General features: G+C 73.1%; 17 protein-coding genes. 10 read left to right on the top strand and 7 right to left on the bottom strand.

Annotation, left to right across the window (positions count from 1 at the left end):
• Complete coding sequence (gene moeZ, locus ACIQZN_RS25795; protein ID WP_403998330.1) at nucleotides 1–1,179, top strand: adenylyltransferase/sulfurtransferase MoeZ; 1,179 nt, start codon at nucleotides 1–3, stop codon at nucleotides 1,177–1,179.
• 65 nt (nucleotides 1,180–1,244) lie between these two features.
• On the opposite strand, the gene ACIQZN_RS25790 is transcribed toward moeZ, so the two are convergent.
• The 3 genes from ACIQZN_RS25790 to ACIQZN_RS25780 form a co-directional block, all read right to left on the bottom strand.
• Complete coding sequence (locus ACIQZN_RS25790; protein ID WP_403998328.1) at nucleotides 1,245–2,771, bottom strand: alpha/beta hydrolase; 1,527 nt, start codon at nucleotides 2,769–2,771, stop codon at nucleotides 1,245–1,247.
• Nucleotides 2,772–2,844: 73 nt separating this feature from the next.
• Nucleotides 2,845–4,446 carry an alpha/beta hydrolase gene (locus ACIQZN_RS25785; RefSeq protein WP_403998325.1) on the bottom strand — a complete coding sequence of 534 codons (1,602 nt, stop codon included), beginning with the start codon at nucleotides 4,444–4,446 and terminating at the stop codon, nucleotides 2,845–2,847.
• Between the two features lie 116 nt (nucleotides 4,447–4,562).
• Nucleotides 4,563–7,277 carry a lysylphosphatidylglycerol synthase domain-containing protein gene (locus ACIQZN_RS25780; RefSeq protein WP_403998322.1) on the bottom strand — a complete coding sequence of 905 codons (2,715 nt, stop codon included), beginning with the start codon at nucleotides 7,275–7,277 and terminating at the stop codon, nucleotides 4,563–4,565.
• A gap of 231 nt (nucleotides 7,278–7,508) precedes the next feature.
• Here ACIQZN_RS25780 and ACIQZN_RS25775 point away from each other — a divergent pair, with 231 nt between their 5' ends.
• Both ACIQZN_RS25775 and ACIQZN_RS25770 read left to right on the top strand, forming a co-directional pair.
• The gene (locus ACIQZN_RS25775) at nucleotides 7,509–7,895 is read left to right on the top strand and encodes an MGMT family protein (RefSeq protein WP_403998319.1); all 387 of its coding nucleotides are present in this window, start codon (nucleotides 7,509–7,511) and stop codon (nucleotides 7,893–7,895) included.
• A gap of 276 nt (nucleotides 7,896–8,171) precedes the next feature.
• Entirely contained in the window at nucleotides 8,172–11,525 is a 3,354-nt protein-coding gene (locus ACIQZN_RS25770) for an ATP-dependent helicase (RefSeq protein WP_403998316.1), read from the top strand.
• Here ACIQZN_RS25770 and ACIQZN_RS25765 read toward each other — a convergent pair whose 3' ends face one another.
• Nucleotides 11,526–12,431: an SAM-dependent methyltransferase gene (locus ACIQZN_RS25765; RefSeq protein WP_403998313.1), complete on the bottom strand. Its 906-nt coding sequence runs from the start codon at nucleotides 12,429–12,431 to the stop codon at nucleotides 11,526–11,528.
• A 142-nt stretch (nucleotides 12,432–12,573) separates the two neighbouring features.
• On the opposite strand from ACIQZN_RS25765, the gene ACIQZN_RS25760 reads away from it, so the two are divergent.
• Genes ACIQZN_RS25760 through nudC form a run of 3 tightly spaced genes read left to right on the top strand, consistent with a single transcriptional unit; the run spans nucleotide 12,574 to nucleotide 18,243 of the window.
• Nucleotides 12,574–15,846, top strand: coding sequence for an ATP-dependent helicase (locus ACIQZN_RS25760; protein ID WP_403998310.1), 3,273 nt, complete (start codon nucleotides 12,574–12,576; stop codon nucleotides 15,844–15,846).
• 10 nt (nucleotides 15,847–15,856) lie between these two features.
• Entirely contained in the window at nucleotides 15,857–17,251 is a 1,395-nt protein-coding gene (locus ACIQZN_RS25755) for a dipeptidase (protein ID WP_403998307.1), read from the top strand.
• 44 nt (nucleotides 17,252–17,295) lie between these two features.
• Nucleotides 17,296–18,243 carry an NAD(+) diphosphatase gene (nudC, locus tag ACIQZN_RS25750; RefSeq protein WP_403998304.1) on the top strand — a complete coding sequence of 316 codons (948 nt, stop codon included), beginning with the start codon at nucleotides 17,296–17,298 and terminating at the stop codon, nucleotides 18,241–18,243.
• 63 nt (nucleotides 18,244–18,306) lie between these two features.
• Here nudC and ACIQZN_RS25745 read toward each other — a convergent pair whose 3' ends face one another.
• Nucleotides 18,307–18,564, bottom strand: a complete 258-nt coding sequence (locus tag ACIQZN_RS25745) for a mycoredoxin (protein ID WP_403998301.1) — start codon at nucleotides 18,562–18,564, stop codon at nucleotides 18,307–18,309.
• 270 nt (nucleotides 18,565–18,834) lie between these two features.
• On the opposite strand from ACIQZN_RS25745, the gene ACIQZN_RS25740 reads away from it, so the two are divergent.
• From ACIQZN_RS25740 to ACIQZN_RS25725, 4 genes are all read left to right on the top strand, one after another.
• The gene (locus tag ACIQZN_RS25740; RefSeq protein WP_403998298.1) at nucleotides 18,835–21,081 is read left to right on the top strand and encodes an ATP-dependent DNA helicase UvrD2; all 2,247 of its coding nucleotides are present in this window, start codon (nucleotides 18,835–18,837) and stop codon (nucleotides 21,079–21,081) included.
• Nucleotides 21,082–21,246: 165 nt separating this feature from the next.
• Nucleotides 21,247–21,585: a hypothetical protein gene (locus ACIQZN_RS25735; RefSeq protein WP_018105531.1), complete on the top strand. Its 339-nt coding sequence runs from the start codon at nucleotides 21,247–21,249 to the stop codon at nucleotides 21,583–21,585.
• Nucleotides 21,586–21,757: 172 nt separating this feature from the next.
• Nucleotides 21,758–22,126, top strand: coding sequence for a WhiB family transcriptional regulator (locus tag ACIQZN_RS25730; protein ID WP_018105532.1), 369 nt, complete (start codon nucleotides 21,758–21,760; stop codon nucleotides 22,124–22,126).
• Nucleotides 22,127–22,155: 29 nt separating this feature from the next.
• Complete coding sequence (locus ACIQZN_RS25725; protein ID WP_073964864.1) at nucleotides 22,156–22,485, top strand: hypothetical protein; 330 nt, start codon at nucleotides 22,156–22,158, stop codon at nucleotides 22,483–22,485.
• A 176-nt stretch (nucleotides 22,486–22,661) separates the two neighbouring features.
• Here ACIQZN_RS25725 and ACIQZN_RS25720 read toward each other — a convergent pair whose 3' ends face one another.
• Together ACIQZN_RS25720 and ACIQZN_RS25715 are read right to left on the bottom strand one after the other, a co-directional pair.
• Nucleotides 22,662–24,185: an ABC1 kinase family protein gene (locus ACIQZN_RS25720; RefSeq protein WP_403998294.1), complete on the bottom strand. Its 1,524-nt coding sequence runs from the start codon at nucleotides 24,183–24,185 to the stop codon at nucleotides 22,662–22,664.
• A gap of 41 nt (nucleotides 24,186–24,226) precedes the next feature.
• The gene (locus tag ACIQZN_RS25715) at nucleotides 24,227–25,375 is read right to left on the bottom strand and encodes a ThiF family adenylyltransferase (RefSeq protein ID WP_403998291.1); all 1,149 of its coding nucleotides are present in this window, start codon (nucleotides 25,373–25,375) and stop codon (nucleotides 24,227–24,229) included.
• Nucleotides 25,376–25,406: the final 31 nt, after the last annotated feature.

Here is a 25,406-nt window from a genome sequence, read left to right as displayed (position 1 = left end):
GTGTCGCTGCCACCCCTGGTCGAGCCAGCTGCTGAGCTCACCGTCGACGAGGTCCGCAGGTACTCCCGCCACCTGATCATCCCGGATGTCGGGATGGACGGGCAGAAGCGGCTGAAGAACGCGAAGGTGCTCGTCGTGGGCGCCGGCGGCCTCGGTTCGCCGGCCCTGATGTACCTGGCCGCAGCCGGTGTCGGCACGCTCGGCATCGTGGAGTTCGACGAGGTCGACGAGTCGAACCTGCAGCGCCAGATCATCCACAGCCAGTCCGACATCGGCAAGTCCAAGGCCCTGTCGGCCAAGGAGACCGTCGAGGGCATCAACCCCCTGGTCAACGTGGTCCTTCACGAGGAGCGGCTCGAAGCCGAGAACGTGAAGGAGATCTTCGCCGCGTACGACCTGATCGTGGACGGCACGGACAACTTCGCCACCCGCTATCTCGTCAACGACGCCGCGGTCCTGCTGAACAAGCCCTACGTCTGGGGCTCGATCTACCGCTTCGACGGCCAGGCGTCCGTGTTCTGGTCCGAGCACGGTCCCTGCTACCGCTGCCTCTACCCGGAGCCGCCCCCGCCGGGCATGGTTCCGTCCTGCGCCGAGGGCGGCGTCCTCGGCGTGCTCTGCGCCTCCATCGGCTCGATCCAGGTCAACGAGGCCATCAAGCTGCTCGCCGGCATCGGCGACCCGCTGGTCGGCCGGCTGATGATCTACGACGCCCTGGAGATGCAGTACCGCCAGGTCAAGGTCCGCAAGGACCCCGACTGCGCGGTCTGCGGCGAGAACCCCACCGTCACCGAGCTCATCGACTACGAGGCGTTCTGCGGCGTCGTGTCGGAGGAGGCCCAGGAGGCGGCGGCCGGTTCGACCATCACTCCGAAGCAGCTCAAGGAGTGGATCGACGCCGACGAGAAGATCGAGATCATCGACGTCCGCGAGCCGAACGAGTACGAGATCGTCTCGATCCCGGGCTCCCGGCTGGTCCCGAAGAACGAGTTCCTGATGGGCAGCGCCCTCCAGGACCTCCCGCAGGACAGGCGCATCGTCCTGAACTGCAAGACGGGTGTCCGCAGTGCGGAAGTCCTCGCGGTCCTCAAGTCGGCGGGCTTCGCCGACGCGGTCCACGTGGGCGGCGGCGTGATCGGCTGGGTCAACCAGATCGAGCCCGAGAAGCCGGTGTACTAGGAGAAGACCTCGAAGGGGCCGGTCCGCATCGCGCGGGCCGGCCCCTTCGGCGTTCGCGGGCGCCGCTACGAGCAGGTCTTGCCGTCCGCCGGGACCTCCCCGTCCAGGAAGTACGAGTCCACGGTCGATGTCACACAGCTGTTGCCGCCGTACGCGCCGTGCCCCTCGCCCTCGTTGGAGAGCAGCACACCGACGCCCTCGCCCAGCTCGTCCGCCATCCGGCGGGCGCCCTCGTACGGCGTGGCCGGGTCGCCCGTCGTCCCCACGACCAGGATCGGACCGGCGCCCGGAGCGCTCGCCTCCGGATCGTCGTGCTCGCCCGCCACCGGCCAGCCGGAGCACCAGCCCGCCGTGTCCCAGGCCAGGAACGGGCCGAAGACCGGGGACAGCTTCTCGAACTCGGGCAGCAGCGCCTTCGCCTCGGCCGCCGTGGGCCGCGCCTTGCCGTCCGCGCAGGAGATGGCCCGCTGGGAGTGGTTCTGGGTGTCGTAGTGGCCGTTCTCGTCCCGGCCGTTGTACGAGTCGGCGAGCTGGAGCAGCAGCGCGCCGCTGCCGTCCTCGGCCTCGTCCAGGGCGCGGGTGAGGGTGGGCCAGCTGTCCTTGGAGTAGAGGGGGGTGACGATGCCGGTGATCGCCAGCGATTCGTTGAGCGCGCGGTCCGTGCCGGTGGGCAGCGGCTCGGCGTCGATCCGCTTCAGCAGCGCCGCGATCCGCCGGGTGCCCGCCTCCGGGTCCTGTCCGCGGTCCTTGAGGTAGTTCTCCAGGGCCCGCTGGAAGCCGGTCGCCTGGTTGCGCGCGTGCCCGGTGGCGTCCGCGGTCGGGTCCACGACCGCGTCGAGGACCGTGCGCCCCACGTTCTTCGGGAAGAGGTGGGCGTACGTGCCGCCCAGTTCGGTGCCGTACGACATTCCGAAGTACGTCAGCTTCTCGTCGCCGAGGACGTGGCGGATCAGGTCCATGTCGCGGGCGGCGTTCGTCGTGCCGACGTACGGGAGGACCTTCCCGGACAGGCGTGCGCAGCCGGCCCCGAAGTCGGCGCCGTCCTTCATGAACGCCGCTTCCTCGGCCGCGGTGTCCGGCGTCATGTCCACATGCTGGTACGCCTTCTCCTGCGCCTTGTCGTCGCGGCACCGCACCCCGGTGCTTCGTGCCACCCCGCGCGGGTCGAAGCCCACCAGGTCGTAACGGGTGTTGAGGGTGGTGTACCCGGCGGCGGCGCGCGGCAGGATCGAGACGCCGGAGCCGCCGGGCCCGCCGAAGTTGAAGAGCATCGAGCCCAGGCGCTTGGACGTGTCCGTCGCCTTCTTGCGGATCAGGGCGATGCCGATCGTGTCGCCCTTCGGCTTCGCGTAGTCCAGCGGCACCTTCACCGTCGCGCAGCGCCACTCGGAGCCCGGCGTCTCACCGCCCTCGGGGGCCTCGCAGCGGGTCCAGTCCAGGCGCTGCGAGGCGAGCGGGGCGGACGAGGAGGCGGTGCTCCCGTCCGCCCGCCCGCCCGGCTTGTCGTCCGTACCGTCCTCGCAGCCCGCGAGCACCCCTGTCAGCAGCAGTGCGGCGGTGGCCAGTACCCCGGCCCGTGCGTGTGCGACCACGTGTGGGTTTCCTCCCCGTCGAGCGCTGCCCGTACGGCAGTTCGCCCATCGTAGGGGGCAGCCCCGCGGGCGCTCAGCCGCAGACCGTGCCGGCCTCCGGGGCCTTGCCGTCGAGCAGATAGCCGCCGACCGCCTTCTGCACGCAGGCGTCGCCGCTGTTGTACGCGCCGTGGCCCTGGCCCTTGTACGTCATCTGCACGCCGACGTCCTCGCCCAGTTCCTCGGCCATCGCCTTGGCGCCCGCGTACGGGGTCGCCGGGTCGCCGGTGTTGCCGATGACGAGGATGGGGGCGGAGCCGGGGGCGCTGACGTCGGGGGTCTTCCAGGTGCCCTTGACCGGCCAGTCGGTGCAGCCCATCAGCCCCCAGCCCAGATAGTTGCCGAAGACCGCCGAGGCGTCGCGGAATTCGGGCAGCTTCGCCCTCGTCTGCTCCAGCGTGAACCGCTCGCGCGAGTCGGCGCAGCTGATCGCGGAGTAGGCGGCGGCGGAGTTGTCGTAGCGCCCGTCGTCGGAGCGGCCGTTGAGGGAGTCGGCGAGCGCCAGGAGCAGGGAGCCGTTCCCGCCGTCGGCCTCGTCCACACCCTGTTCCAGGAGCGGCCAGGTCTCCTTGGAGTAGAGGGCCGCCGCGATGCCGGTGGTGGCCTGGGTCTCGGTCAGCTTGCGGGCGCCGATGCCCTTGACGGGCTTCTTCTCCAGCTGGTCCAGCAGGGAGGCGATGCCCTTCTCGATCTCCTCGGCGTCGGAGCCGGGCAGCTTGCAGGCGTCGCCCCGGCCCGCGCAGTCCTTGGTGAAGTTCTCCAGGGCGAGCTGGAAGCCCTTGGCCTGGTTCAGCGAGGACTGCTCGGCGTCCTCGGTGGGGTCGACCACCGCGTCCAGGACCGCCCGGCCGACCTTCTTCGGGAAGAGGTGCGCGTAGACGCCGCCCAGCTCGGTGCCGTACGAGATGCCGAAGTAGTACAGCTTGTCGTCGCCGAGGACCTGGCGCATCAGGTCCATGTCGCGGGCGGCGTTGGTGGTGCCGACGTACGGGAGCTGCTCGCCGGACCGCTTCTCGCAGGCGGCGGCGAACCTCTTGGTGTCCTGGACGAACGCCTTCTCCTCCGCCGCGTCGTCCGGGGTGCCGTCCTCCTGGTAGCGGGCGTCCAGCTGCTTGTCGGTCTCGCACTCGACGCCGTCGCTGTTCCCCACTCCGCGCGGGTCGAAGCTCACCAGGTCGTACCGGGCACGCAGTTTGTCGTACGCCGTACCGAATGCGGGGAGGGTGGCGACGCCCGAGCCGCCGGGGCCGCCGAAGTTGAAGATGAGCGAGCCGATCCGCTTCTTCGGGCTGATCGCCTTCGCGCGGATGAGCGCCAGCTCGATGGTGTCCCCGTCGGGCTTCGCGTAATCGAGGGGGGCCTTCATGGAGGCGCACTCCCAGTTCGCCCCGCCGGGCAGCGGGGACGGCGGTTTTCCGCCGCCCTGGGCCTGGGAGGGCGCGGGGCACTTCTTCCACGTCAGCTTCTGGGAGGCGAGGCCGGACGACGGGCTGCCGGTGGTGGCGTTCGCCGCGCGGGCCTGGCTCGTCGGGCCGGCGGCTTCCTGGTCACCGCCGTCCGCACAGCCGGCGAGGGGGAGCAGCACGGTCACGGTGGCGGCGAGGGCCGCGGCGCGCAGGGCAGGGGAGGTCCTCATCGCTCCATGCTGCGGTGGCGCCGGGGCGCGCGCACGGGGTGCCGGTCCAAGTGGGTGGCCGGTGCACGCAGGTCCTCCCGCGCTCCCGGGCCCGCCCGTTCAGCGCCCGCGCGCCTTCACAGCTGCCCCTTGCGCGTGAGGTGGTTGAAGCACAGCCAGCCGGGAAGGACCGGCAGCCACAGGGTCATCAGCCGGAACAGCAGCACGGCCGGGGCGGCGACCTCCTTCGGCAGCCCGACCGCGATCAGACCCAGCGTCAGCGCGCCCTCGACGGCGCCCATGCCGCCCGGCGTCGGCGCGGCCGAGCCGAGCGCGTTGCCGGCGAGGAAGACCACCGCGATGCTCGCGTAGCTGAGGTGCGGGGTGTCCGGTCCGCTGAACGCCCGGACCGAGGCGTCCAGGCACATCACGAAGAGACCGGTCAGCAGCAGCATCCCGCCGATCCCGGTGAGCAGCTTCTGCGGGCGCTGCACCACGTCGAGCATGCGGGGCACGACCCCGGCGAACAGCGACCGCACCCGGGTCACCACGAACTTCCGCAGGAACGGGATGGCGGTGACCACGAGGACCAGCACGGCGACCGTCAGCAGCCCGGCGATCACGGTCCTGGACGGGGTGAGCGAGGACGGCGTCTTCTCGGTGCCGGTCAGATAGCCGAAGGCGCCCAGCAGCAGGATGTGGCAGCCCAGGCCGAACAGCTGGGACGCGCCCACGCTGGCGACCGCGAGACCGGGCCGGACCCCGGAACGCTGGAGGAACCGGGTGTTCAGCGCGACCCCGCCGACCGCCGCCGGCGCCACGATCTTCACGAACGACCCGGCGACCTGCGCGAGGACGGTCCGCCCGAACGACACCCGCTCGGGCACGAAGCCCAGCAGGCTCATCGCGGCGGCCACGTAACTCAGCGCCGAGAAGCCGAGCGCGGCGGCCACCCAGCCCCACTCCGCCTGCTCCACGACCGCCCCGAAGTCGGCCTCGGTGACCTGCGAGATCAGGAAGTACGCGGCGATGGCACCGGCGATGAAGCTGAACAGGGTGCGCGGCTTGATGCGTTCCAGGCGGACCGGCTCGACCGGCGCCTGCGGCCGGATCAGCAGGACCTCCCGGCGGATCTGGGAGAGCAGGTCCTCCTCGCGGGCCTCATCGAGGGCGTCGTCCATGGCCCGCTTCTCGGCCTGCTTCTCGGTGCGCAGCGACTTGCGGGCGGTCTTGCGGTCGCCGTTCCTGGCAAGCTCCGCGTCCTCGGCCCGGGCGCGCTTGGCCGCGTCCGACGCGTCGAGGACCGCCTCGCGCTCGCGCTGCGAGCGTTCCCGGGCGAGCCTGCGCAGCTGCGCCCGGGTGGAACGGCTGAGCGCGATCGGCTGGAGGAGGGGGAGGCAGTCGGCGACCGCGTCGGGGCCGAGCACGGCGAGGGCGGCGGCCACGGCCCGCTCCGGGCCCACCCGCAGACCGGTGGTGGTGAGCAGCTGCGCGACGTCCATCCGCAGGACCAGGTCGCCGGCCGCGATCTCGCCGCCGCGCAGGTCGGTGACGAACACCGTGCCGAAACGATCCACCAGCAGGGCGTCGCCGGTGAGCCTGCGGTGCGCGATCCGGCGCGACTGGAGGGCCTTGACCTGTTCCCACGCCCCGCGCACCAGATCGTCGGTGATCTCGGAGTCCTCCAGGGCGTCCAGGGACCGGCCGCCGATGTGCTCGTAGACCAGCATCACGGCGTCCGGGCCGAGCTCGGAGGTGGCGATGAGCTTGGGCGCGTTGGCGCCGGCGGCGATCGCCGCGTACGCGAGCAGCGCCTCCTGCTCCAGCGCCTGGCGCAGCGACTGGATGGACCGCCGCTGGGTGATGCCGCGCAGGGTGAGCCTGCGCCACACCCGGTAGAAGAACCCCTGGGCCTGTTGCTCGCGGTCCACGACGGTCACGTCGAGCGGTGGCCCGTCCTCCAGGGAGACCAGATAGCGGCGCCCCCGGTCGCTCTGGTCGCCCGCTTCGGGCCCGTCCTCGGCGCGCATCGCGGTGACCGGCCGGAAGCCGACGTGCCGCAGACCGGCCATCAGGTGCTGGCCGGTCGGGCGGACGTTCGGCGAGCCGACCGCGTACAGCGTGCCGTACGCCACCGTCCAGCCGATCAGCACCGTGAGGACGATGGAGAACGGGGTCGTGTAGCCGCCGACCAGCATCGCGAAGGCGTCGAGCAGCAGCACCACCCACAGCACGACCCGCCAGCGCGGCCGTCTCGCCATGCCGACGGCGGTCATGTACGCGATCACCGGCGCGAGGTAGCCGTGCACGGGATCGGTGACCGCGTCGCCGGGCTGCGGCTGGGTCAGCGCGTCCTGGAGGGTGCCGGAGGCGGACTTGGCGACCCACAGGTCCGTGGCCAGCGTCACCCCGTGCGCCAGCACCGCGGCCAGCACCCCGTCGGCGATCCGCAGCCCGTCGCGTTTGATCAGCCGCTCGATGGCGAAGGCGACCGGCACGAGCAGCACGGCGATGCTGGAGACCAGCCCGGCGAGCTTGATCAGCAGGTCGGGGGCCTGTCCGGTGCCCTTGTTGATGTCCTGTTCGAGGCCGGTGGTCGTGCCGTGGGCGAAGGCGGCGACGGAGAACAGGACGACGACCGCCAGCACTCCGATGAGGAGGCGCATCAGGTCGGAGGGGCGGTGCACCCGGGCGGGCAGCAGGGGTTCGTCCCCGGAGACGCGTTCGGTCAGCGCCTCGTCGGAGGTGGCGAGCGTCGAGCCTGCCGGGTACTCCGCGTCCCTCTCCGGCTCCCGCCGGTCACTGTCCGGACGCGGCTCGGCATCGGAGGCGTCGTCGGCCGCCTTCTGCACGCCCTGCTCCTTCGTCGCCTCTGATTGGTCTTCGTGTTCTCGTATCACCGGTCACCGCCCGCATGATGGTGGCACGGCCGCTGGGCGCGAGGGGGCATCAGGGTGCGATGCGGGGGCGTGCGATGCGCAACATACGCTCCTTTCCCGCCGCGTGCACGCTGCGTGTGCGCGCGGACACGGGACCGGCCGTGAGGGGCTGTGCTGTCGGTGGTGTGCGGCAGGATGGGGCGGATGAGCGAACACCCGACGGGCGACGCGCTGCCGGAGTACGCGGAGCGCGTGCTCGACGTCGCCGACCTGATCCCGCCCGGCCGTGTCATGACGTACGGCGATGTCGCGGAGTGGCTGGACGAGGGCGGCCCGCGCCAGGTCGGCCGGGTCATGGCGCTGTACGGGAGCGCGGCGCCGTGGTGGCGCGTGGTGCGCTCCGACGGCAGGCTGCTGCCCGGCCACGAGCTGCGCGCCCTGGACCACTACCGCGCGGAGAGCACCCCGCTGCGCGAGGCCCCCGCGAGCGCGGAGGGCCACCTCCCGCGCCTGGACATGCGGCGCGCGCGATGGGACGGCGTGACGGGCGGCCCGGCGGCGGCCGGCGGCGGTGGGGGAGCTCACACCTGACAGCTTCGGCCATGGGACGGCGGAACGGGCGGATCCGCGTCCGTACGGTGCGTGCGGGGCGGGCGGGCCGTCCGGCGGTGTGCGGCCGGGAGAGCGTGCGCCTGGGGCGCGGCCGGGAGAGGGGGCGCGCGGGGCGCGGCCGGCAGAACCGGAAGAACGTGACGAGCCCCGCAGCCGTCCCGCCGCATTCGAGGGGCACGCCGGAGTAGCGTCTTCAGTTCGCGGCCGGCGCCGCGTCCTCACCACCCGTACACCCACCAGGACCGGCGAACCCACGTGAGCACCTCCTCCACCACCCGGCACAGTCCCCACCGTCACGCACGGCCGGGGACCACGGGCCCGTACCGGCTGGTGCGCACCCTGCCGGGTTCGGTGGAGCCCCCTCTCCTGGACGCGGCGCAGCGCGCGGTGGTCGACCACCCCGGCGGCCCGCTCCTGGTCCTCGCCGGACCCGGTACGGGCAAGACGACGACGCTCGTAGAAGCCGTCGCCGCGCGCATCGCCCGGGGCGCCGACCCGGCCCGCCTGCTGGTCCTCACCTTCAGCCGCAAGGCCGCCGTCGAACTGCGCGACCGGATGGCCGCCCGGCTCGGCGCCGCCCGGGGGCCGCAGGCCACCACCTTCCACTCCTTCTGTTACGCCCTCGTCCGCGCTCACCAGGACGCCGACCTCTTCGCGGACCCGCTGCGGCTGCTGTCCGGCCCGGAGCAGGACGTGACCGTCCGCGACCTCTTGGCCGGCCAGCTCGAACTGGAGAAGGAGGGGCGCCCGCACATCAGCTGGCCCGACGAGCTGCGCGCCTGCCTGACCACGCGCGGCTTCGCCGACGAGGTACGCGCGGTGCTCGCCCGCAGCCGTGAGCTGGGCCTCGGCGCGGACGCCCTCGCCGCCTTCGCCGACCGCACCGGCCGGCCCGACTGGGGCGCCGCCGCCCGCTTCCTCGCCGAATACCTCGACGTGCTGGACGCCCAGGGCGTGCTGGACTACGCGGAGCTGGTGCACCGCGCGGTGCTGCTCGCGGAGCGCCCCGAGGTCTCGGCGCAGCTCGCCGGGACGTACGACGCGGTCTTCGTGGACGAGTACCAGGACACGGACCCCGCCCAGGTGCGGCTGCTGCACGCGCTGGCCGGCAACCGGGGCAGCGCACCGGGCGGCGGGGGCGGGCGCGATCTGATCGCCTTCGGTGACCCGGACCAGTCGATCTACGCGTTCCGGGGCGCCGACGTCAACGGCATCCTCGACTTCCCGGAGATGTTCCGGCGGGCGGACGGCGCCCCGGCCCCGGTCGGCGTCCTCACCACCTCGCGCCGCTCCGGGGACCGGCTGCTCGCCGCCACCCGGCTGCTCACCCGGCGGATGCCGCTCACCCGGCTGCCGTCGGCGAAGGTCCGGGCCCACCGCGAACTGGGCGCGGTCCGCGAGGGCGGCAGTGTCGAGGCGTACACCTACCCGACCGCCTCCACGGAGCTGGAGAACATCGCGGACCTGCTGCGCCGGGCGCACCTGGAGGACGGGGTCCCGTGGTCCGAGATGGCGGTGCTCGTCCGGGCCGGCGGCCGCACGCTGCCCTCCCTGCGCCGGGCCCTGACCTCGGCGGGCGTCCCCCTGGAGGTCGACGGCGACGACCTGGCCCTGCGCCACGAACCGGCGGTGGGCCCGCTCCTGACGGCCCTGCGCGCGGTGGCGGAGGCGGCGGTGCGGGGCGGGGCGGCGGAAGCGGCCGAGGTGCCTGAGGCCCGTGAGGCCCCAGAGGCCCCCTGGCTCGACACCGAGACCGCGCTCGCCCTGCTCGCCTCGCCCCTCGGCGCGATGGACGCCGCCGATCTGCGCCGCCTCGGCCGCGCCCTGCGGGACGAGGAGCGCGCCGCCGGCAACAAGGTGCCCGCGCCCTCCGGCGCACTGCTGGCCCGCGCGCTCGCCGAGCCGGAGCGCCTGGTCACGCACGATCCGGCGTACGCCCGGGGCGCGCAACGCCTCGGCGCGCTCCTGCGTACCGCCCGCGAGCTCCTGGAGGCGGGCGGCACCGCTGAGGAGGCCCTGTGGGCGCTGTGGTCCGGCACCCCGTGGCCCGGCAGGCTGGAGCGGGCGGCCCTGCGCGGAGGCACCGCGGGGCGCAACGCCGACCGCGATCTCGACGCGGTGTGCGCGCTGTTCGAGACCGCCGCCCGCGCCGAGGAACGCACCGGCGGCCGGGGCGCGCTGAACTTCCTGGAGGAGGTGGACGCCCAGGACATCGCGGCCGACACCCTCTCCCGGCGCGCGGTCCGCCCCGACGCCGTCCGGCTGATGACCGCTCACCGCTCCAAGGGCCTGGAGTGGCGCCTCGTCGTCGTCGCGGGCGTCCAGGAAGGGCTCTGGCCGGACCTGCGCCGCCGGGGCTCGCTCCTCGAAGCGGACCGGATCGGCCGCGACGGGCTTGCCGAGCCGCTGACGCCCGGCGCCCTCCTCGCGGAGGAGCGGCGGCTGTTCTACGTGGCGGTGACCCGGGCCCGCGAGCGCCTGGTCGTCACGGCGGTCAAGGCCCCCGCCGACGACGGCGACCAGCCCTCCCGCTTCCTCGCCGAGCTGGGCGTCGAACCCCGCGACATCACCGGCCGCCCGCGCCGCCCGCTGTCCGTCGCCGCGCTCGTCGCGGAGCTGCGCGCCACCACCGTCGACCCGGCCGCGTCGGACGCGCTGCGCGAGGAGGCCGCCCGCCGCCTCGCCCGGCTCGCGGCGCTCACCGACGACGACGGCCAGCCGCTCGTACCGTCCGCGCACCCGTACCGCTGGTGGGGCCTGTACGAGCCGACCCGCTCGGCGGTGCCGCTGCGCGACCGGGACCAGCCGGTCACCCTCTCCGGCAGCGCGCTCGACCAGCTCGCGAACACCTGCGCGCTCCAGTGGTTCCTGGGCCGCGAGGTGAAGGCCGACGCGCCCGCGACCGCCGCCCAGGGGTTCGGGAACGTCGTCCACGTCCTGGCCGACGAGGTGGCCTCCGGCCGTACGCCCGCCGATCTGGCCGTCCTCATGGAACGGCTCGACTCGGTCTGGGACGGGCTCGTCTTCGACGCCCCCTGGAAGTCGCGCCAGGAGAAGGAGCAGGCCCGCGCCGCACTCGAACGCTTCCTGCGCTGGCACGTCATGGACCGGGCCGGCCGCACCCCCGTCGCCAGTGAGCACGACTTCGACGTGACGCTGGAGGCGGGGGAGTACGAGGTGCGCATCCGGGGTTCCATGGACCGCGTCGAACGGGACGCCGACGGCCGGGCCTACGTGGTCGACTTCAAGACCGGCAAGCAGTCCCCGACGAAGGACGAGGTCCACCGCCACCCCCAGCTCGCCGTGTACCAGCTGGCGGTAGGGGAAGGCGCGGTCGACGACGCCTTCGGCGGTACGCGGCCGGAGCCGGGCGGCGCCGAACTCGTACAGCTGCGGCAGCCCGCCCCCAAGAAGGAGGGCGGCGACGCAGCGCCCAAGGTGCAGGCGCAGGCGCCGCCGGACGGCGAGTGGGTCTCCGACCTGCTGGCGACCGCCGCGGGCCGGGTGCTGGACGAACGGTTCACACCGACGACCGGCCAGCACTGCGGCCACTGCTCCTTCAAGGCGTCGTGCAGCGCGCAGCCGGAGGGCCGGCACGTCCTGGAGTGATCAGTGCTTGCGGGCCACCAGTCCGTACACACTGACGTCGGCGTCGGTGACGTCGTTGATGTCCTGGTAGCGCGTACGGTCCAGCTCGTCCAGGCCCGCCACGAACTCGGGGTCCGGGTCCCGGGCCTCCGGCAGGTCCACGACCCGCTCGGGACGCCAGCGGTGCACGGGGACGATGCCGGGTTCGAGGAGCTCCAGGCCGTTGTCGGTGACGAATCGTTCCATCTGGGCGTAGGACCGGCGCACCATGGCGAAGCCGCGCTCCTTGAAGCCCTTGGTGATGCTGCCGACCTGCTCCGGGTTGAGGTCCGAGCTGACATTGCTCAGGACGAGGAAGCTGCCGGGGGCCAGCACGTCCACCAGCTGCTTCACGACCGGGTAGGCCGTCTCGTCCTCGATGAAGTGGGTCACGGCCGCGAGGACCAGGGTGACCGGGAGGTCGAAGTCCAGCGTGCGGCGGGCGGCCTCCAGGATCCGGTCAGGGTCGCGCAGATCCGCTTCGATGTAGTCGGTGCGCCCCTCGGGACCGCTGGTGAGCAGGGCCTGCGCGTGCACGAGGACCACCGGGTCGTTGTCCACGTAGACCACGCGCGACTCGGGCGCGACGGCTTGGGCGATCTGGTGCACGTTCGCTTGCGTGGGCAGCCCGGTGCCGACGTCCAGGAACTGCCGGATGCCGTCGTTCGCGGCGAGGGTGACCGCCCGCCGCATGAAGTCCCGGTTGTGCCGCACGGTGAGGTAGCCGCGCGGATTTGCGGCCAGCGCCATGGCCGCGGCCTCGCGGTCGGCCGGGTAGTTGTCCTTGCCGCCCAGGAAGACGTCGTACACCCGCGCGGGATGCGCCTTCGTCGTGTCGATGCGCTTCCTGAGCTCGGTGGCGTCAGGGGCGGGTGCGTCGGCGCTCATATGACCGTCCTCGTAAGGCTGTTGGTGCGACAAGCAGATAATCTAGACCCGCTGAGGTGTGACGGAGGCCACCGGGAGGCGGAGATGTGAGCCGCCTCCACGACTTCGCCGGTTGTCGGTGGCGCCGGTTAGCCTCTGTGGAGTGTCCCCGCGCCTCACCGATCCCGAGCAGCTCAAGGAGCTGCTGGGCATCCCCTTCACCCCGGAGCAGACGGCCTGCATCACCGCGCCGCCCGCCCCGCAGGTGATCGTGGCCGGAGCCGGGTCGGGGAAGACCACGGTGATGGCCGCCCGCGTGGTCTGGCTGGTCGGCACCGGCCAGGTCGCCCCCGAGCAGGTCCTCGGGCTCACCTTCACCAACAAGGCCGCCGGTGAGCTCGCCGAGCGCGTACGCAAGGCACTCGTCGCCGCAGGCATCACCGACCCGGACGTGATCGACCCGGACAACCCCCCGGGCGAACCCGGCATCTCCACGTACCACGCCTTCGCCGGGCGGCTGCTCACCGAACACGGGCTGCGCATCGGGCTCGAATCGGGCACCCGCCTCCTCGCCGACGCCACCCGCTACCAGCTCGCCGCTCGGGTGCTGCGCGAGGCCCCCGGCCCCTACCCGGCCCTGACCAGGTCCTTCCCCACCCTCGTCAGCGATCTGCTGGCCCTCGACGCCGAGCTGGCCGAACACCTCGTACGCCCCGAACAGCTCGACGCGTACGACACCGAACTGCTGAGCGCGCTGGAGACCGCCAGGCTCAGCAACGCCGAACTGCGCAAGATCCCCGAGACCGCCGAGGCCCGCCGCGAACTGCTCGCGCTGACCCGGCGCTACCGCGACGCGAAGCGGAGCCGCGACCTCCTCGACTTCGGCGACCAGATCGCCCTCTCCGCCGAGCTGGCCCTCACCCGCCCCGAGGTCGGCGCGATCCTCCGCGCCGAATACCGGGTCGTCCTGCTCGACGAATACCAGGACACCTCCGTCGCCCAGCGCCTCCTGCTCTCGGCCCTCTTCGGCAGCGGCCCCGGCACGGACGAGCCGACCGGGCACGCCGTCACCGCCGTCGGCGACCCCTGCCAGGCCATCTACGGCTGGCGCGGCGCCTCCGTCGCCAACCTGGACGACTTCCCGAGCCACTTCCCGCACGCCGACGGCACCCCCGCGACCCGCTACGCCCTCAGTGAGAACCGCCGCAGCGGCGGCCGCCTCCTCCACCTCGCCAACGGACTCGCCGCACCCCTGCGCGCCATGCACGAGGGCGTCGAGGCCCTGCGCCCCGCCCCCGGCGCCGAGCGCGACGGCCTCGTCCGCTGCGCCCTGCTGCCCACCCACACCGAGGAGATCGCCTGGCTCGCGGACTCCCTCGCCCACCTCGTGCGCACCGGCAAGGCGCCCGGCGAGATCGCCGTCCTGTGCCGCACCGCCGGTGACTTCCCGGAGATCCAGGCCGCACTGGTGGCCCGCGACATCCCGGTCGAGGTCGTCGGCCTCTCCGGGCTGCTCCACCTCCCCGAGGTCGCGGACCTCGTCGCGGTCTGCGAGGTCCTCCAGGACCCGGGCGCCAACGCCTCGCTGGTCCGCCTCCTCACCGGACCCCGCTGGCGGATCGGCCCGCGCGACCTGGCCCTGCTCGGCCGCCGGGCCCGCCTCCTGGTGCACCGCGCCGCCCACGGCGACGACGAGGACTTCGACCCCGACCGCAGGCTCGCCGAGGCCGTCGAGGGGATCGACCCGGCCGAGGTGATCTCCCTCGCCGACGCCCTGGACACCTTCCTGGACGGGGGCGGCGAGGAGGACGACCGGCTTCCGTTCTCCGCCGAGGCACGCGTCCGCTTCGCCCGCCTCGCCGCCGAACTGCGCGACCTGCGCCGCTCGCTCGCCGACCCCCTGATGGACGTCCTGCACCGGGTCCTGGCCACCACCGGCCTGGAGGTCGAGCTCTCCGCGTCCCCGCAGGCCCTGGCCGCCCGCCGCCGCGAGACCCTGGGCAACTTCCTCGACGTCGCCGCCCGCTTCGCCGCCGTCGACAACGAGGCCACGCTGCTCGCCTTCCTCGGCTTCCTGCACACCGCCGTCCAGTACGAGAAGGGCCTCGACAACGCGCTGCCCGGCGGCGAGAACACCGTCAAGGTCCTCACCGCCCACAAGTCCAAGGGGCTGGAGTGGGACGTCGTCGCCGTGCCCGGCCTGGTCACCGGCCAGTTCCCCAGCGGCCAGTCCCGGGATGCCTGGACCTCCCAGGCCAAGGTCCTCCCGCACGCCCTGCGCGGCGACACGGCCACCCTGCCCGCGCTCCACAGCTACGACGCCAAGGGCCTCAAGGGCTTCAAGGAGGAGATGAAGGAGCACCAGCACACGGAGGAGCTGCGCCTCGGTTACGTCACCTTCACGCGCCCCCGCACGCTGCTGCTCGGCTCCGGCCACTGGTGGGGCCCCACCCAGAAGAAGCCGCGCGGCCCGTCCCCCTTCCTGCACGCGCTGTACGAGCACTGCGCCGCCGGGTACGGCGAGATCGAGGTGTGGGCGGACGCCCCGGCCGAGACCGACGAGAACCCGGCCCTGGCCGAGGCGTCCGCCGACCACGCCTGGCCGCTCCCGCTGGACGACACCGCCCTGGCCCGCCGTAGGGCCGCCGCGGACACGGTCATGGAGCTGCTGGCCCGGCCGGAGGTCCCGGACGGCGACGACGGCGCGCACACCCCCCAGCTTCCGGCCCCCCGCCTCACCCCCGAGGAGACGCGCACCCTCGCCTCCTGGGACCGGGACCTCGACGCGCTGGCCGGGGAGCTGCGCCGGGCCCGCGCCACCGTGCGCGACGTCCTCGTCCCCGCCTCGCTCTCCGCCACCCAGCTGCTGCGCCTCGCCGACGACCCCGACGCCTTCGCCAGGGAGCTGGCCCGGCCCATGCCCCGCCCGCCGCAGCCCGCCGCCCGCCGGGGCACCCGCTTCCACGCCTGGGTGGAGTCCCGGTTCGAGGAGCTGCCGCTGCCCATGCTCGGCCCCGACGAGCTGCCCGGGGGCGACGGGAGCGACGCCGACATCGCAGACGAGCGTGACCTCGACGACCTGAAGGAAGCCTTCGAGCGCACCCCGTACGCCCGCCGCACCCCGTACCGCGTGGAGACGCCCTTCCAGATCACCCTGGCCGGCCGGATCATCCGGGGCCGTATCGACGCCGTGTACCGCACGGGGGACACGTACGAGATCGTGGACTGGAAGACCGGCCGGACCCACACCGCCGACCCGCTCCAGCTCGCCGTGTACCGGCTGGCCTGGGCCGAGCTGCACGGACTCCCGCTCACCGACGTCACGGCCACCTTCCTCTTCGTCCGCAGCGGAGAGGCCGTCCGCCCGGCCTCCCTGCCGGGCCGTCCGGAGCTGGAGCGCATCCTTCTGGACGAGCCACTTCCGTCGGACGGATAAGCTGAAGGTCATGAGCGACACCCCGGACAGCGCCGTCCGCACGTACACCGAGCAGCACCGCGCGGCCTTCCTCGACGACCTCGCCGCGTGGCTGCGCATCCCCTCCGTATCCGCTCAGCCGGAGCACGAGGGCGACGTACGGCGCAGCGCCGAGTGGCTGTCGGCCAAGCTGAAGGAGACCGGATTCCCGGTCACCGAGGTCTGGGAGACCGACGGCGCACCCGCCGTCTTCGCCGAGTGGCCCTCCGACGACCCGTCGGCGCCCACGGTCCTGGTGTACGGACACCACGACGTCCAGCCCGCCGCCCGCGAGGACGGCTGGAGCACCGAGCCGTTCGAGCCGGTGATCCGGGACGGCCGGATGTACGGACGCGGCGCGGCCGACGACAAGGGGCAGGTGTTCTTCCACACCCTCGGCGTCCGGGCCCATCTCGCCGCCACCGGCCGCACCGCCCCCGCCGTGCACCTGAAGCTGATCGTGGAGGGCGAGGAGGAGTCCGGCTCCCCGCACTTCCGGGACCTGGTCGAGCGGCACGCCGGCCGCCTCGCCGCCGACGCGGTGATCGTCTCGGACACCGGCATGTGGAACGAGACCACGCCGACCGTCTGCACCGGCATGCGTGGCCTCGCCGAGTGCGAGATCGAGTTCCACGGCCCCGGCCAGGACATCCACTCCGGCTCCTTCGGCGGCGCCGTCCCCAACCCGGCCACCGAGATCGCCCGCCTGGTCGCCGCGCTCCACGACGCGGACGGGAAGGTCGCGGTCCCCGGCTTCTACGACGGCGTGGCCGAGCTCACCGCGACGGAGCGCGCTCTCTTCGCCGAGCTGCCGTTCGACGAGGCCGACTGGCTGCACACCGCCAGGTCCCGGGCCGCCTCCGGAGAGGCCGGGTATTCGACGCTGGAGCGGATCTGGGCCCGCCCGACCGCCGAGGTCAACGGCATCGGCGGCGGCTATCAAGGCGCCGGAAGCAAGACGATCATCCCCTCGTCCGCCCGCGCGAAGATCAGCTTCCGCCTGGTGGCGGGCCAGGACCCCGAGCACGTCGAGAAGGCCGTACGGGTCTGGGCCGAGGCCCGCGTCCCGGCCGGGATCGGCCACCGGATCACCTTCCTCCCCGCCACCCGGCCCTGCCTGACGCCCCTGGACCACCCGGCGCTCCAGGCCGTGGCCCGCGCCATGGGCCGGGCCTTCGGCCAAAAGGTCCTCTTCACCCGCGAAGGGGGCTCGGGACCCGCCGCCGACCTCCAGGACGTGCTCGGCGCGCCCGTCCTCTTCCTCGGCATCTCCGTACCGTCCGACGGCTGGCACGCCCCCGACGAGAAGGTCGAACTGGACCTCCTCCTCAAGGGCGTCGAGACCGCCGCCCACCTCTGGAGCGACCTGGCGGCCGCCCTCCGCTGAATTCTCTGAACGCCCGATCCATCCCGGGGGAGTAGGAAGCACCTGTGAGCACCTTCGACAACGCCACCACGGACCGGCCCATCGGTCTGACCGCGCCCAGCGGCATCGACCGCGCCGCGCACCACCGCCTTGACGAGGCGTGGCTGTCCGCCGCGTGGAGCCACCCGACGACCCGGGTCTTCGTCGTCTCCGGGGGCCAGGTGCTGATCGACGACACCGACGACGGCACCGAACTCGTGATGACGCCCGCCTTCGAGGCACCCGTCACCGAGACCCACCGCTACTTCCTGGGCACCGACGCGGACGGCGTCAGCTACTTCGCCCTCCAGAAGGACACCCTGCCCGGCCGCATGGACCAGTCGGCCCGTCCGGCGGGGCTGCGCGAGGCGGGGATGCTGCTCGGCCCGCGCGACGCCGCCCTGATGGTGCACGCGGTGGCCCTGGAGAACTGGCAGCGGCTGCACCGTTTCTGCTCCCGCTGCGGCGAGCGCACGGTGATCGCGGCGGCCGGCCACATCCGCCGCTGCCAGGCGTGCGGCGCCGAGCACTACCCGCGCACCGACCCGGCGGTCATCATGCTCGTCACGGACGACCAGGACCGGGCGCTGCTCGGCCGCCAGGTGCACTGGCCCGAGGGCCGCTTCTCGACGCTCGCCGGGTTCGTGGAGCCGGGCGAGTCGATCGAGCAGTCCGTGGCCCGCGAGGTCTTCGAGGAGGCCGGCATCACGGTCGGCGAGGTCGAGTACGTCGCCAGCCAGCCCTGGCCGTTCCCGTCCAGCCTGATGCTGGGCTTCATGGCCCGCGCCACGACGTTCGACATCAACGTGGACGGCGAGGAGATCGAGGAGGCGCGCTGGTTCTCCCGCGAGGAGCTGACCGCCGCCTTCGAGTCGGGCGAGATCCTGCCCCCGTTCGGCATCTCGATCGCCTCCCGGCTGATCGAGCTCTGGTACGGCAAGCCGCTCCCGAAGCCGGTGCGCGCGGGCGTCTGACCGGGCCCGGACACGACACCGCCCCCGCCGGTACGGGACCGGAGGGGGCGGCGAGTCCGGGGATCAGGAGCCGAGGGCCTGCTTGACCTGGGCCAGGCTCGGGTTCGTCATCACGACGTCCCCGCCGCCGTTCTCGGGGACCACGAGCACGGTCGGGACCGTCTGGTTTCCGCCATTGGCCTTCTCGACGAAGGCGGCCGACTCCGGGTCCTGCTCGATGTTGATCTCGGTGTAGGCGATGCCCTCGCGGTCCATCTGCCCCTTCAGCCGACGGCAGTAGCCGCACCAGGTGGTGCTGTACATCGTCACAGTGCCCGGCATGTCTTCGCGCTCCTCTTGTCTCTTCGGTCCCGGCACATCCCGTCACGCCAGGACGGGCGCCCACGCGTCTGGTACGTCACACGGGGCCGGGGTGTGCGTTGCCGCACGCCAGGTGAACGTATGCGACCCGGCCGCCATTCCCACCCCCGGGGCCCTTGCGGGGGCGGGCACCGGACCTCTGCGCGGACCGCTGCCGCGTTAGTACGACGGATACCTCACCCCTGTGGACAACCACCGCACGCGTCCCGTGCGACCTGGCAGCATGGCGGGGTGACATCAGCAACGCACTCCACCCTCTTCCCCCGGGTCCCGGACACCGCGGACGCCGTCCTCGAAGGGCTCGACCCCGAGCAGCGCGAGGTGGCCATGGCCCTGCGGGGCCCGGTGTGCGTGCTGGCCGGAGCCGGTACGGGCAAGACGCGGGCCATCACGCACCGCATCGCCTACGGGGTGCGCGCGGGGATACTCCAGCCGTCGAGCGTCCTGGCCGTCACCTTCACCAACCGGGCGGCGGGCGAGATGCGCGGCCGGCTCCGCCAGCTGGGCGCGGGCGGGGTGCAGGCGCGCACGTTCCACTCGGCGGCCCTGCGCCAGCTCCAGTACTTCTGGCCGAAAGCAGTCGGTGGCGAGCTGCCCCGGCTCCTTGAGCGCAAGGTCCAGTTGGTGGCCGAGGCGGCGGCCCGCAGCGGCCTGCGGCTCGACCGCAACGAGCTGCGCGACGTCACGAGCGAGATCGAGTGGGCCAAGGTCACCCAGACCGTCCCCGCGGACTACCCGGCGGTGGTCGCCAAGGCCCAGCGCGACGCCCCGCGCGACCCGGCCGAGATCGCCAAGGTCTACGAGACCTACGAGGAGCTGAAGCGCGAGCGCACGGTGATCGACTTCGAGGACGTGCTGCTCCTCACCGTCGGCATCCTCCAGGACCGGCACGACATCGCCTCCCACGTCCGCCGCCAGTACCAGCACTTCGTCGTGGACGAGTACCAGGACGTGAGCCCGCTCCAGCAGCGGCTGCTCGACCTCTGGCTGGGCGACCGGGACAGCCTCTGCGTCGTCGGCGACGCCGGGCAGACGATCTACTCGTTCACCGGGGCCACCCCGGACCACCTGCTCAACTTCCGCACCCGCCACCCCGGCGCGACCGTCGTCAAGCTGGTCCGGGACTACCGCTCCACCCCACAGGTGGTCCATCTGGCCAACGGGCTGCTCTCGCAGGCCACCGGCCGGGCCGCCGAGAGCCGCCTCGACCTGATCTCGCAGCGGGAGCGCGGCCCCGAGCCCGCCTTCGTGGAGTACGCGGACGAGCCCGCCGAGGCCGAGGGCACCGCCCGCCGCATCCGCGACCTGATCGCGGCGGGCGTCCCGGCCGGCGAGATCGCGGTGCTCTACCGGGTGAACGCCCAGTCCGAGGTGTACGAGCAGGCCCTCGCGGACGCGGGCGTGCCCTACCAGCTCCGGGGCGCCGAGCGGTTCTTCGAGCGCGCGGAGGTCCGCGAGGCGGGCGTGGCCCTGCGCGGGGCGGCCCGTGCGGGGGGCAACGACTCGCTCCTGGACCACGCGGACGACCTGCCCGCCGAGGTGCGCGCGGTGCTCTCGACCAAGGGCTGGCGCAGCGAGCCGCCCGCCGGGTCCGGCGCGGCGCGCGACCGCTGGGAGTCCCTGGCCGCCCTCGTCCGGCTCGCCGAGGACTTCGAGCGGGCCCACCCGGGGGCGACGCTCTCCGACCTGGTCGCGGAGCTGGACGAGCGGGCCGCCGCCCAGCACGCGCCCACGGTCCAAGGCGTCACCCTGGCCTCGCTGCACTCCGCGAAGGGCCTGGAGTGGGACGCGGTGTTCCTGGTCGGGCTGACCGAGGGCATGATGCCGATCACCTACGCCAAGACGCCGGAGCAGATCGAGGAGGAGCGCCGGCTGCTGTACGTCGGCGTCACCCGGGCCCGCTTCCACCTCGCCCTGTCCTGGTCGCTCTCCCGGTCGCCCGGTGGCCGGCCCGGACGCCGGCCGACCCGCTTCCTGAACGGACTCCGCCCCGGCTCCACGGGCCCCGGCGCCCGGAGCGCGGCGGCGGCCGGCCCGGGCGGCGTCTGGGCCGGCGACGGCTTCCGGAGCGGCGCGGGCGGGGCGGGCGGCTCCGGCGGCGAGGGGCGGCCGGCGGCCAGGCGGAAGGCCCGGACGCCGGCCCGGTGCCGGGTCTGCGGCAAGACCCTGACGGACGCCGGCGAGATGAAGCTGATGCGTTGCGACGACTGCCCGTCCGACATGGACGAGGCGCTGTACGAGCGGCTGCACGACTGGCGGGCGGGCCGGGCGCGGGAGATCGGCCAGCCCGCCTACTGCGTGTTCACCGACCGGACGCTGATGGCCATCGCGGAGGCGGTGCCCGGCACCGAGGGCGAACTGGCCGGGATCCCAGGGGTCGGCGCGCGGAAGCTGGGCCGCTTCGGCGCCGCCGTTCTGGACATCTGCGCAGGTGGCGACGGGTCCGAGGGCGAGGCGGAGGGCGCCGGCGAGATGTGAGAAAAACTCGTCGCAAAAATAGTTTGCGCCCGCCCCAGTCATCACCATAGGTTCTTAACCACGGAAACAGCGGCTTCTCTGAAGCCCTGGCTCCGTGCTGTACTTATCCGAATACGCAGGACCGGCCCGCCGGTCCCCCCGAGACGCCGAGAGGAGGCGATTGAAGTGATCAGCATCATCGAGACCAACAAAATGACCGATCTCTCGGTCGTCTCCGCCTGCTCGCTCGGCCTTCTCGCCCGTGCCCCGAAGTCCTCCCTGCGCGCCACCGGTGTGTCCGGCGTCTCCGCCGTCATTCCGATGTCCCTGGCCGGCCTTCCCGTGCGGGAGCGCAATGAGCGACCGACCCAGGCACCGGCAGCAGCAGTAGCGAAGGGACAGGCCCCGGCCTATGCCTTTGCGGCCGTCGGTGCGGGAGCGGAAGCCGGCGTCACCGAGCAGACGAAGCACCACCACACGATGTGGGCCTTCCGTGGGCCTGAACCCTGGAGTGATCCAGCCTGATCCAGCATCAGGCCGGCGCCTTCAGGGCCGCGGAACCCCACTCGGGATCCGCGGCCCTTTTGTTTTGCCTCCACGGGCGAGACAAGGAGAAGGGGCCTCGGGACAAGCAGGACCTGGTACCAGCCGCCCCCGGCCAACAGGCCGGAAACGACCAGACGAGGACACCACCACCGTGCAACTCGAAGCGCACGCCCCGTCCGTACCGCCTTCCGACACGATCTCCCCGCCCGGCCTCACGGAGGACTCCACCTTGACCCCCCTCACCGCGCTCACCGCGCTCGACGACGCCATCGAGAACCTCGGCGTACCCGTCCCCTGCCGCGCCTACGACCCGGAGGTCTTCTTCGCCGAGTCGCCGGCCGACGTCGAGTACGCGAAGTCCCTCTGCCGCACCTGCCCGCTGGTCGAGGCGTGTCTCGCCGGCGCCAAGGAGCGCCGCGAGCCGTGGGGCGTCTGGGGTGGCGAGCTCTTCATCCAGGGCGTCGTCGTCGCCCGGAAGCGGCCGCGTGGCCGCCCGCGCAAGAACCCGGTCGCAGCGTGACCGCCGTGGGGTTCCCGGCCCCCAAGCCCATGAAGCGCATCGGAACCATCGACCGTCCCCTGACCCACGATCCCCGAAACCAGGCTCCAATGACCATCCCCACCCCCACGTCCGAGCCCGCCGGCTCCGCGACCCCAGACGTCACGATCATCGGCGCGAACGACTCGCGTCAGAACAGGACCCGCGAAATGCAACTCATCCCAGAAGCCCTGGCCCGTGCGCATATGCACGACCGCCTGCGCGAAGCCGACGCGGACCGTCAGGCCGTGCGCCTGATCTCCGCCCGGCGGATGCAGCGCCGCGCCGAGCGCGCCTCGATGCGCGCCCGTCGCGCGCTGGCCATGGCCGTCATGCACTGACCGGCCCCGGCCGGCCACGGAGGCCCCGCCCGGACGCAGCCGCTCTCTGCGCCCGGCGGCCCGCGCCTCCCGGCGCCACCCGCGCAGCAGCACCCCACCCCGGGGCCGATCCGTCCAACGGACCGGCCCCGGGGGCGTTTCGGGGTCGGGGCGGGGGCGGGCCCGCCCCCGCCCGGCTAGCCGGCGTCCACCGTCTCGGCGGACCTCGGCGCCGGCGGCACGTGCTCAGCGTCCTGGCCCTCGGAGTCCAGGACCTCCACGTCCTCCGGGACCTCCGGGTCTTCCAAGTACTCCACGTCCTCCAAGTCCTCCACGCCCTCCACGCCCTCCACGTCTTCCACCGGCAGGAACCCCGGGAGCCAGGATTCGAGTTCGTCGCGGAGGCGGACCGTGGCGCCGAGCTGGCACAGCACCCCGATCGTGCTCAGCGTTACCCGGTGTATCAGCAAGTACGACGGCGGCAGATTCAACTGCTTGCCCAACTGATGGGCCGGGGAGCGCGGATCCGCTATCCGGGCCGCCTGATGACGCATCCAGCTCCGGCTGAACGTGAACTCCTCCACCTCGGCCGGCTCGATGATCGGCAGCAGGTAGTCCAGCACCGCGTCCGGCTCCAGGTCGATCGAGTCCTTGACGAACCCCTCCGCCCGCAGCATCTCGTAGACCGCGTCCGCGTCGCCCCCCAGCGTCAGCCGCAACGCGTCCCCGATGGTCTGCGGCAGCCCGCCCGGCAGCCGGTCCACCGTCCCGAAGTCCAGCACCCCCAGCCGCCATGGGGCTGCGTCCGCACCCTCGTCACCCTCCTCGCCGGTCGCGCCCGGGTCCGGGGGCAGCAGCCGGAAGTTGCCCGGGTGCGGGTCGGCGTGGAGCAGGCCCGTGCGCGCGGGACCCGAGAAGAGGAACCTCGCGAGCAGCTGGCCGGCCCGGTCGCGCTGCCCGGCCGTGCCATCGGCGATCACCTCGGCCAGCGGAACACCGTCCATCCACTCGGTGACCAGCACCTGCGCCGACTGGTGGACCACCTCCGGGACCACGACATCGGGATCGTCCGCGAACTCCTCGGCATGCGCCTGCTGGGACCGCGCCTCCTGCTCGTAGTCCAGCTCCTCGGAGACCCGGTCGCGCATCTCCGTGATCAGCGGCTTGATGTCCATGCCCGGAACCAGCGGGCCCAGCAGCCGCGCGAACCGGCTGAGCTGGGTCAGGTCCGAGAGCAGCGCCTCGCCCGCGCCCGGGTACTGCACCTTCACGGCCACGTCCCGGCCGTCGTGCCACACCGCCCGGTGCACCTGGCCGATCGACGCCGCGGCCGCCGGCTTGTCCTCGAACGTCAGGAACAGCTCCCGCCAGTCCTCGCCGAGCCGCTCCGCCAGGACCGCGTGCACCGTGCCGCTCGGCATGGGCGGGGCGGCCTCCTGGAGTTTGGTGAGCGCCGCGCGATACGGCCCCGCGACCTCCTCGGGCAGCGCGGACTCGAAGACGGACAGGGCCTGGCCGAGCTTCATCGCCCCGCCCTTCAGCTCCCCGAGGACCTTGAAGAGCTGGTCGGCGGTGCGCTGCTGGACCTCGCGAGCCACCAGCTCCGCCGACTTCCCGCCGATGCGCTTGCCCAGCCCCCACGTCGCACGGCCGGCGAAACCCAACGGCAGCGCGGCCAGCTTGGCGGTACGGGTGACCGCCTTCCGGGGAAGATCAGACATATGCCCCTCCAATTCCCAGACTGCCGCGCTGCGGGCGGCGGCTACCCGGCCATTGTGTCGTGCGCCGTGCCGGCTCCGGAGGCGCGGACCCCCTCAGTGTGACCGGCGGCGCCACAGGAACAGTCGAGGTGCGCCCCGATCCGTTCCGACCTCCAGTCCAACAGCGGCAGCGCCGCCTCCCACCGCGCACCGGTGCTCACGGGCAGCTCGCCGTCCAGGAAGGCCAGCGCATGCGCCGCCGCGAGCCCCGCCACCGCCGTCGCCAGGCCCAGGTCGCACGCCTGCGCGGCGCCGCGCCGCCCGGACTGCCACTGCGCCAGCATGCGCGGCCACTGCGGATCCCGGTCCCGCCGGTGCAGCTGGAGGCAGCCTGCGCAGGCCGTGCCGCCGGGCAGGACCAGGGGCCCGACGAACCCGGTGGCCTCCATCACCCCCGCGTACAGGTGAGGTGTCCCCGAGGAGATCCACGGCTCGGCGGTGCCCGGATCGGGGACGTACGCCGAGAGTCCGTCGCGCGGGGCGACCACGATGAGGGACAGCCCCGGCTCACGCCCGGCCGGACCGCAGCCCGCCGCCCCGGGCGCCCGGGGCCCCGGGCCGGGAGCGGAGCGGCGGACCAGCTGCCGGGCCGCCATGTCCCTGCGCTCCCCGACGGCGGAGGCGGGCAGCCCGCCCGGGGACACGTCGCCCGGCTCCGTGCACCCGCCGTCCATGACCTCCACCCGGCCGACCCCCGCTCCGGAGAGCACCGCCGCGACGGTCGCGCCGACCCTGCCCGCGCCCCGGACCTGCACACGCATCGAGCGGCGGGCCGCGAGTCTGCGCATCCCTCCGCCGGGCTCGGGATGCACGACGGAGAGCGAGGCCAGGTCGGGGCGGTGCCGCTCCAGGACCTCGGACCTGGTCCGCAGAGCGTCCGCCGCCGGGCCGCCCGCCCGTACGTCGTCCACGAGTCCGGCGTCCACCAATCGCGTCACCAGGGTGTCCACATGGCGCTCGTTCAAGTCCATCGCCCTGGCCTGTTCGCGGAGGAGCGGCATGCCTCTGGTGCCGTCGAGCAGTTCCATGAAACAGCCCGTCGCGATATCCATCGGGCCGACCTTCACGGCATGTGCGGGTGTCACTCCGAATTGCACGGTGTCCCCGCCCCGCCAAGCGCGGCGCAGTGCTGGCTTCAACATCGGATGCACGGCTTCCCCCGGTCTGTGTGTCCACGGCTGT

This window comes from Streptomyces sp. NPDC097595, assembly GCF_044761525.1.
GTDB classification, from domain to species: Bacteria; Actinomycetota; Actinomycetes; order Streptomycetales; family Streptomycetaceae; genus Streptomyces; species Streptomyces drozdowiczii_A.
Note: the sequence above shows the minus strand (reverse complement) of the source record. Positions and strands in the feature narration are given on the sequence as shown.

What these genes read in the sequence shown, in the direction of transcription:
- ACIQZN_RS25785 (WP_403998325.1), bottom strand. Translation starts at nt 4,446, where the DNA reads ATGAGGACCTCCCCTGCCCTGCGCGCCGCGGCCCTCGCCGCCACCGTG.
- ACIQZN_RS25755 (WP_403998307.1), top strand. Translation starts at nt 15,857, where the DNA reads ATGAGCGACACCCCGGACAGCGCCGTCCGCACGTACACCGAGCAGCAC.
- ACIQZN_RS25765 (WP_403998313.1), bottom strand. Translation starts at nt 12,431, where the DNA reads ATGAGCGCCGACGCACCCGCCCCTGACGCCACCGAGCTCAGGAAGCGC.
- ACIQZN_RS25745 (WP_403998301.1), bottom strand. Translation starts at nt 18,564, where the DNA reads ATGCCGGGCACTGTGACGATGTACAGCACCACCTGGTGCGGCTACTGC.
- ACIQZN_RS25775 (WP_403998319.1), top strand. Translation starts at nt 7,509, where the DNA reads ATGAGCGAACACCCGACGGGCGACGCGCTGCCGGAGTACGCGGAGCGC.
- ACIQZN_RS25720 (WP_403998294.1), bottom strand. Translation starts at nt 24,185, where the DNA reads ATGTCTGATCTTCCCCGGAAGGCGGTCACCCGTACCGCCAAGCTGGCC.
- ACIQZN_RS25725 (WP_073964864.1), top strand. Translation starts at nt 22,156, where the DNA reads ATGAAGCGCATCGGAACCATCGACCGTCCCCTGACCCACGATCCCCGA.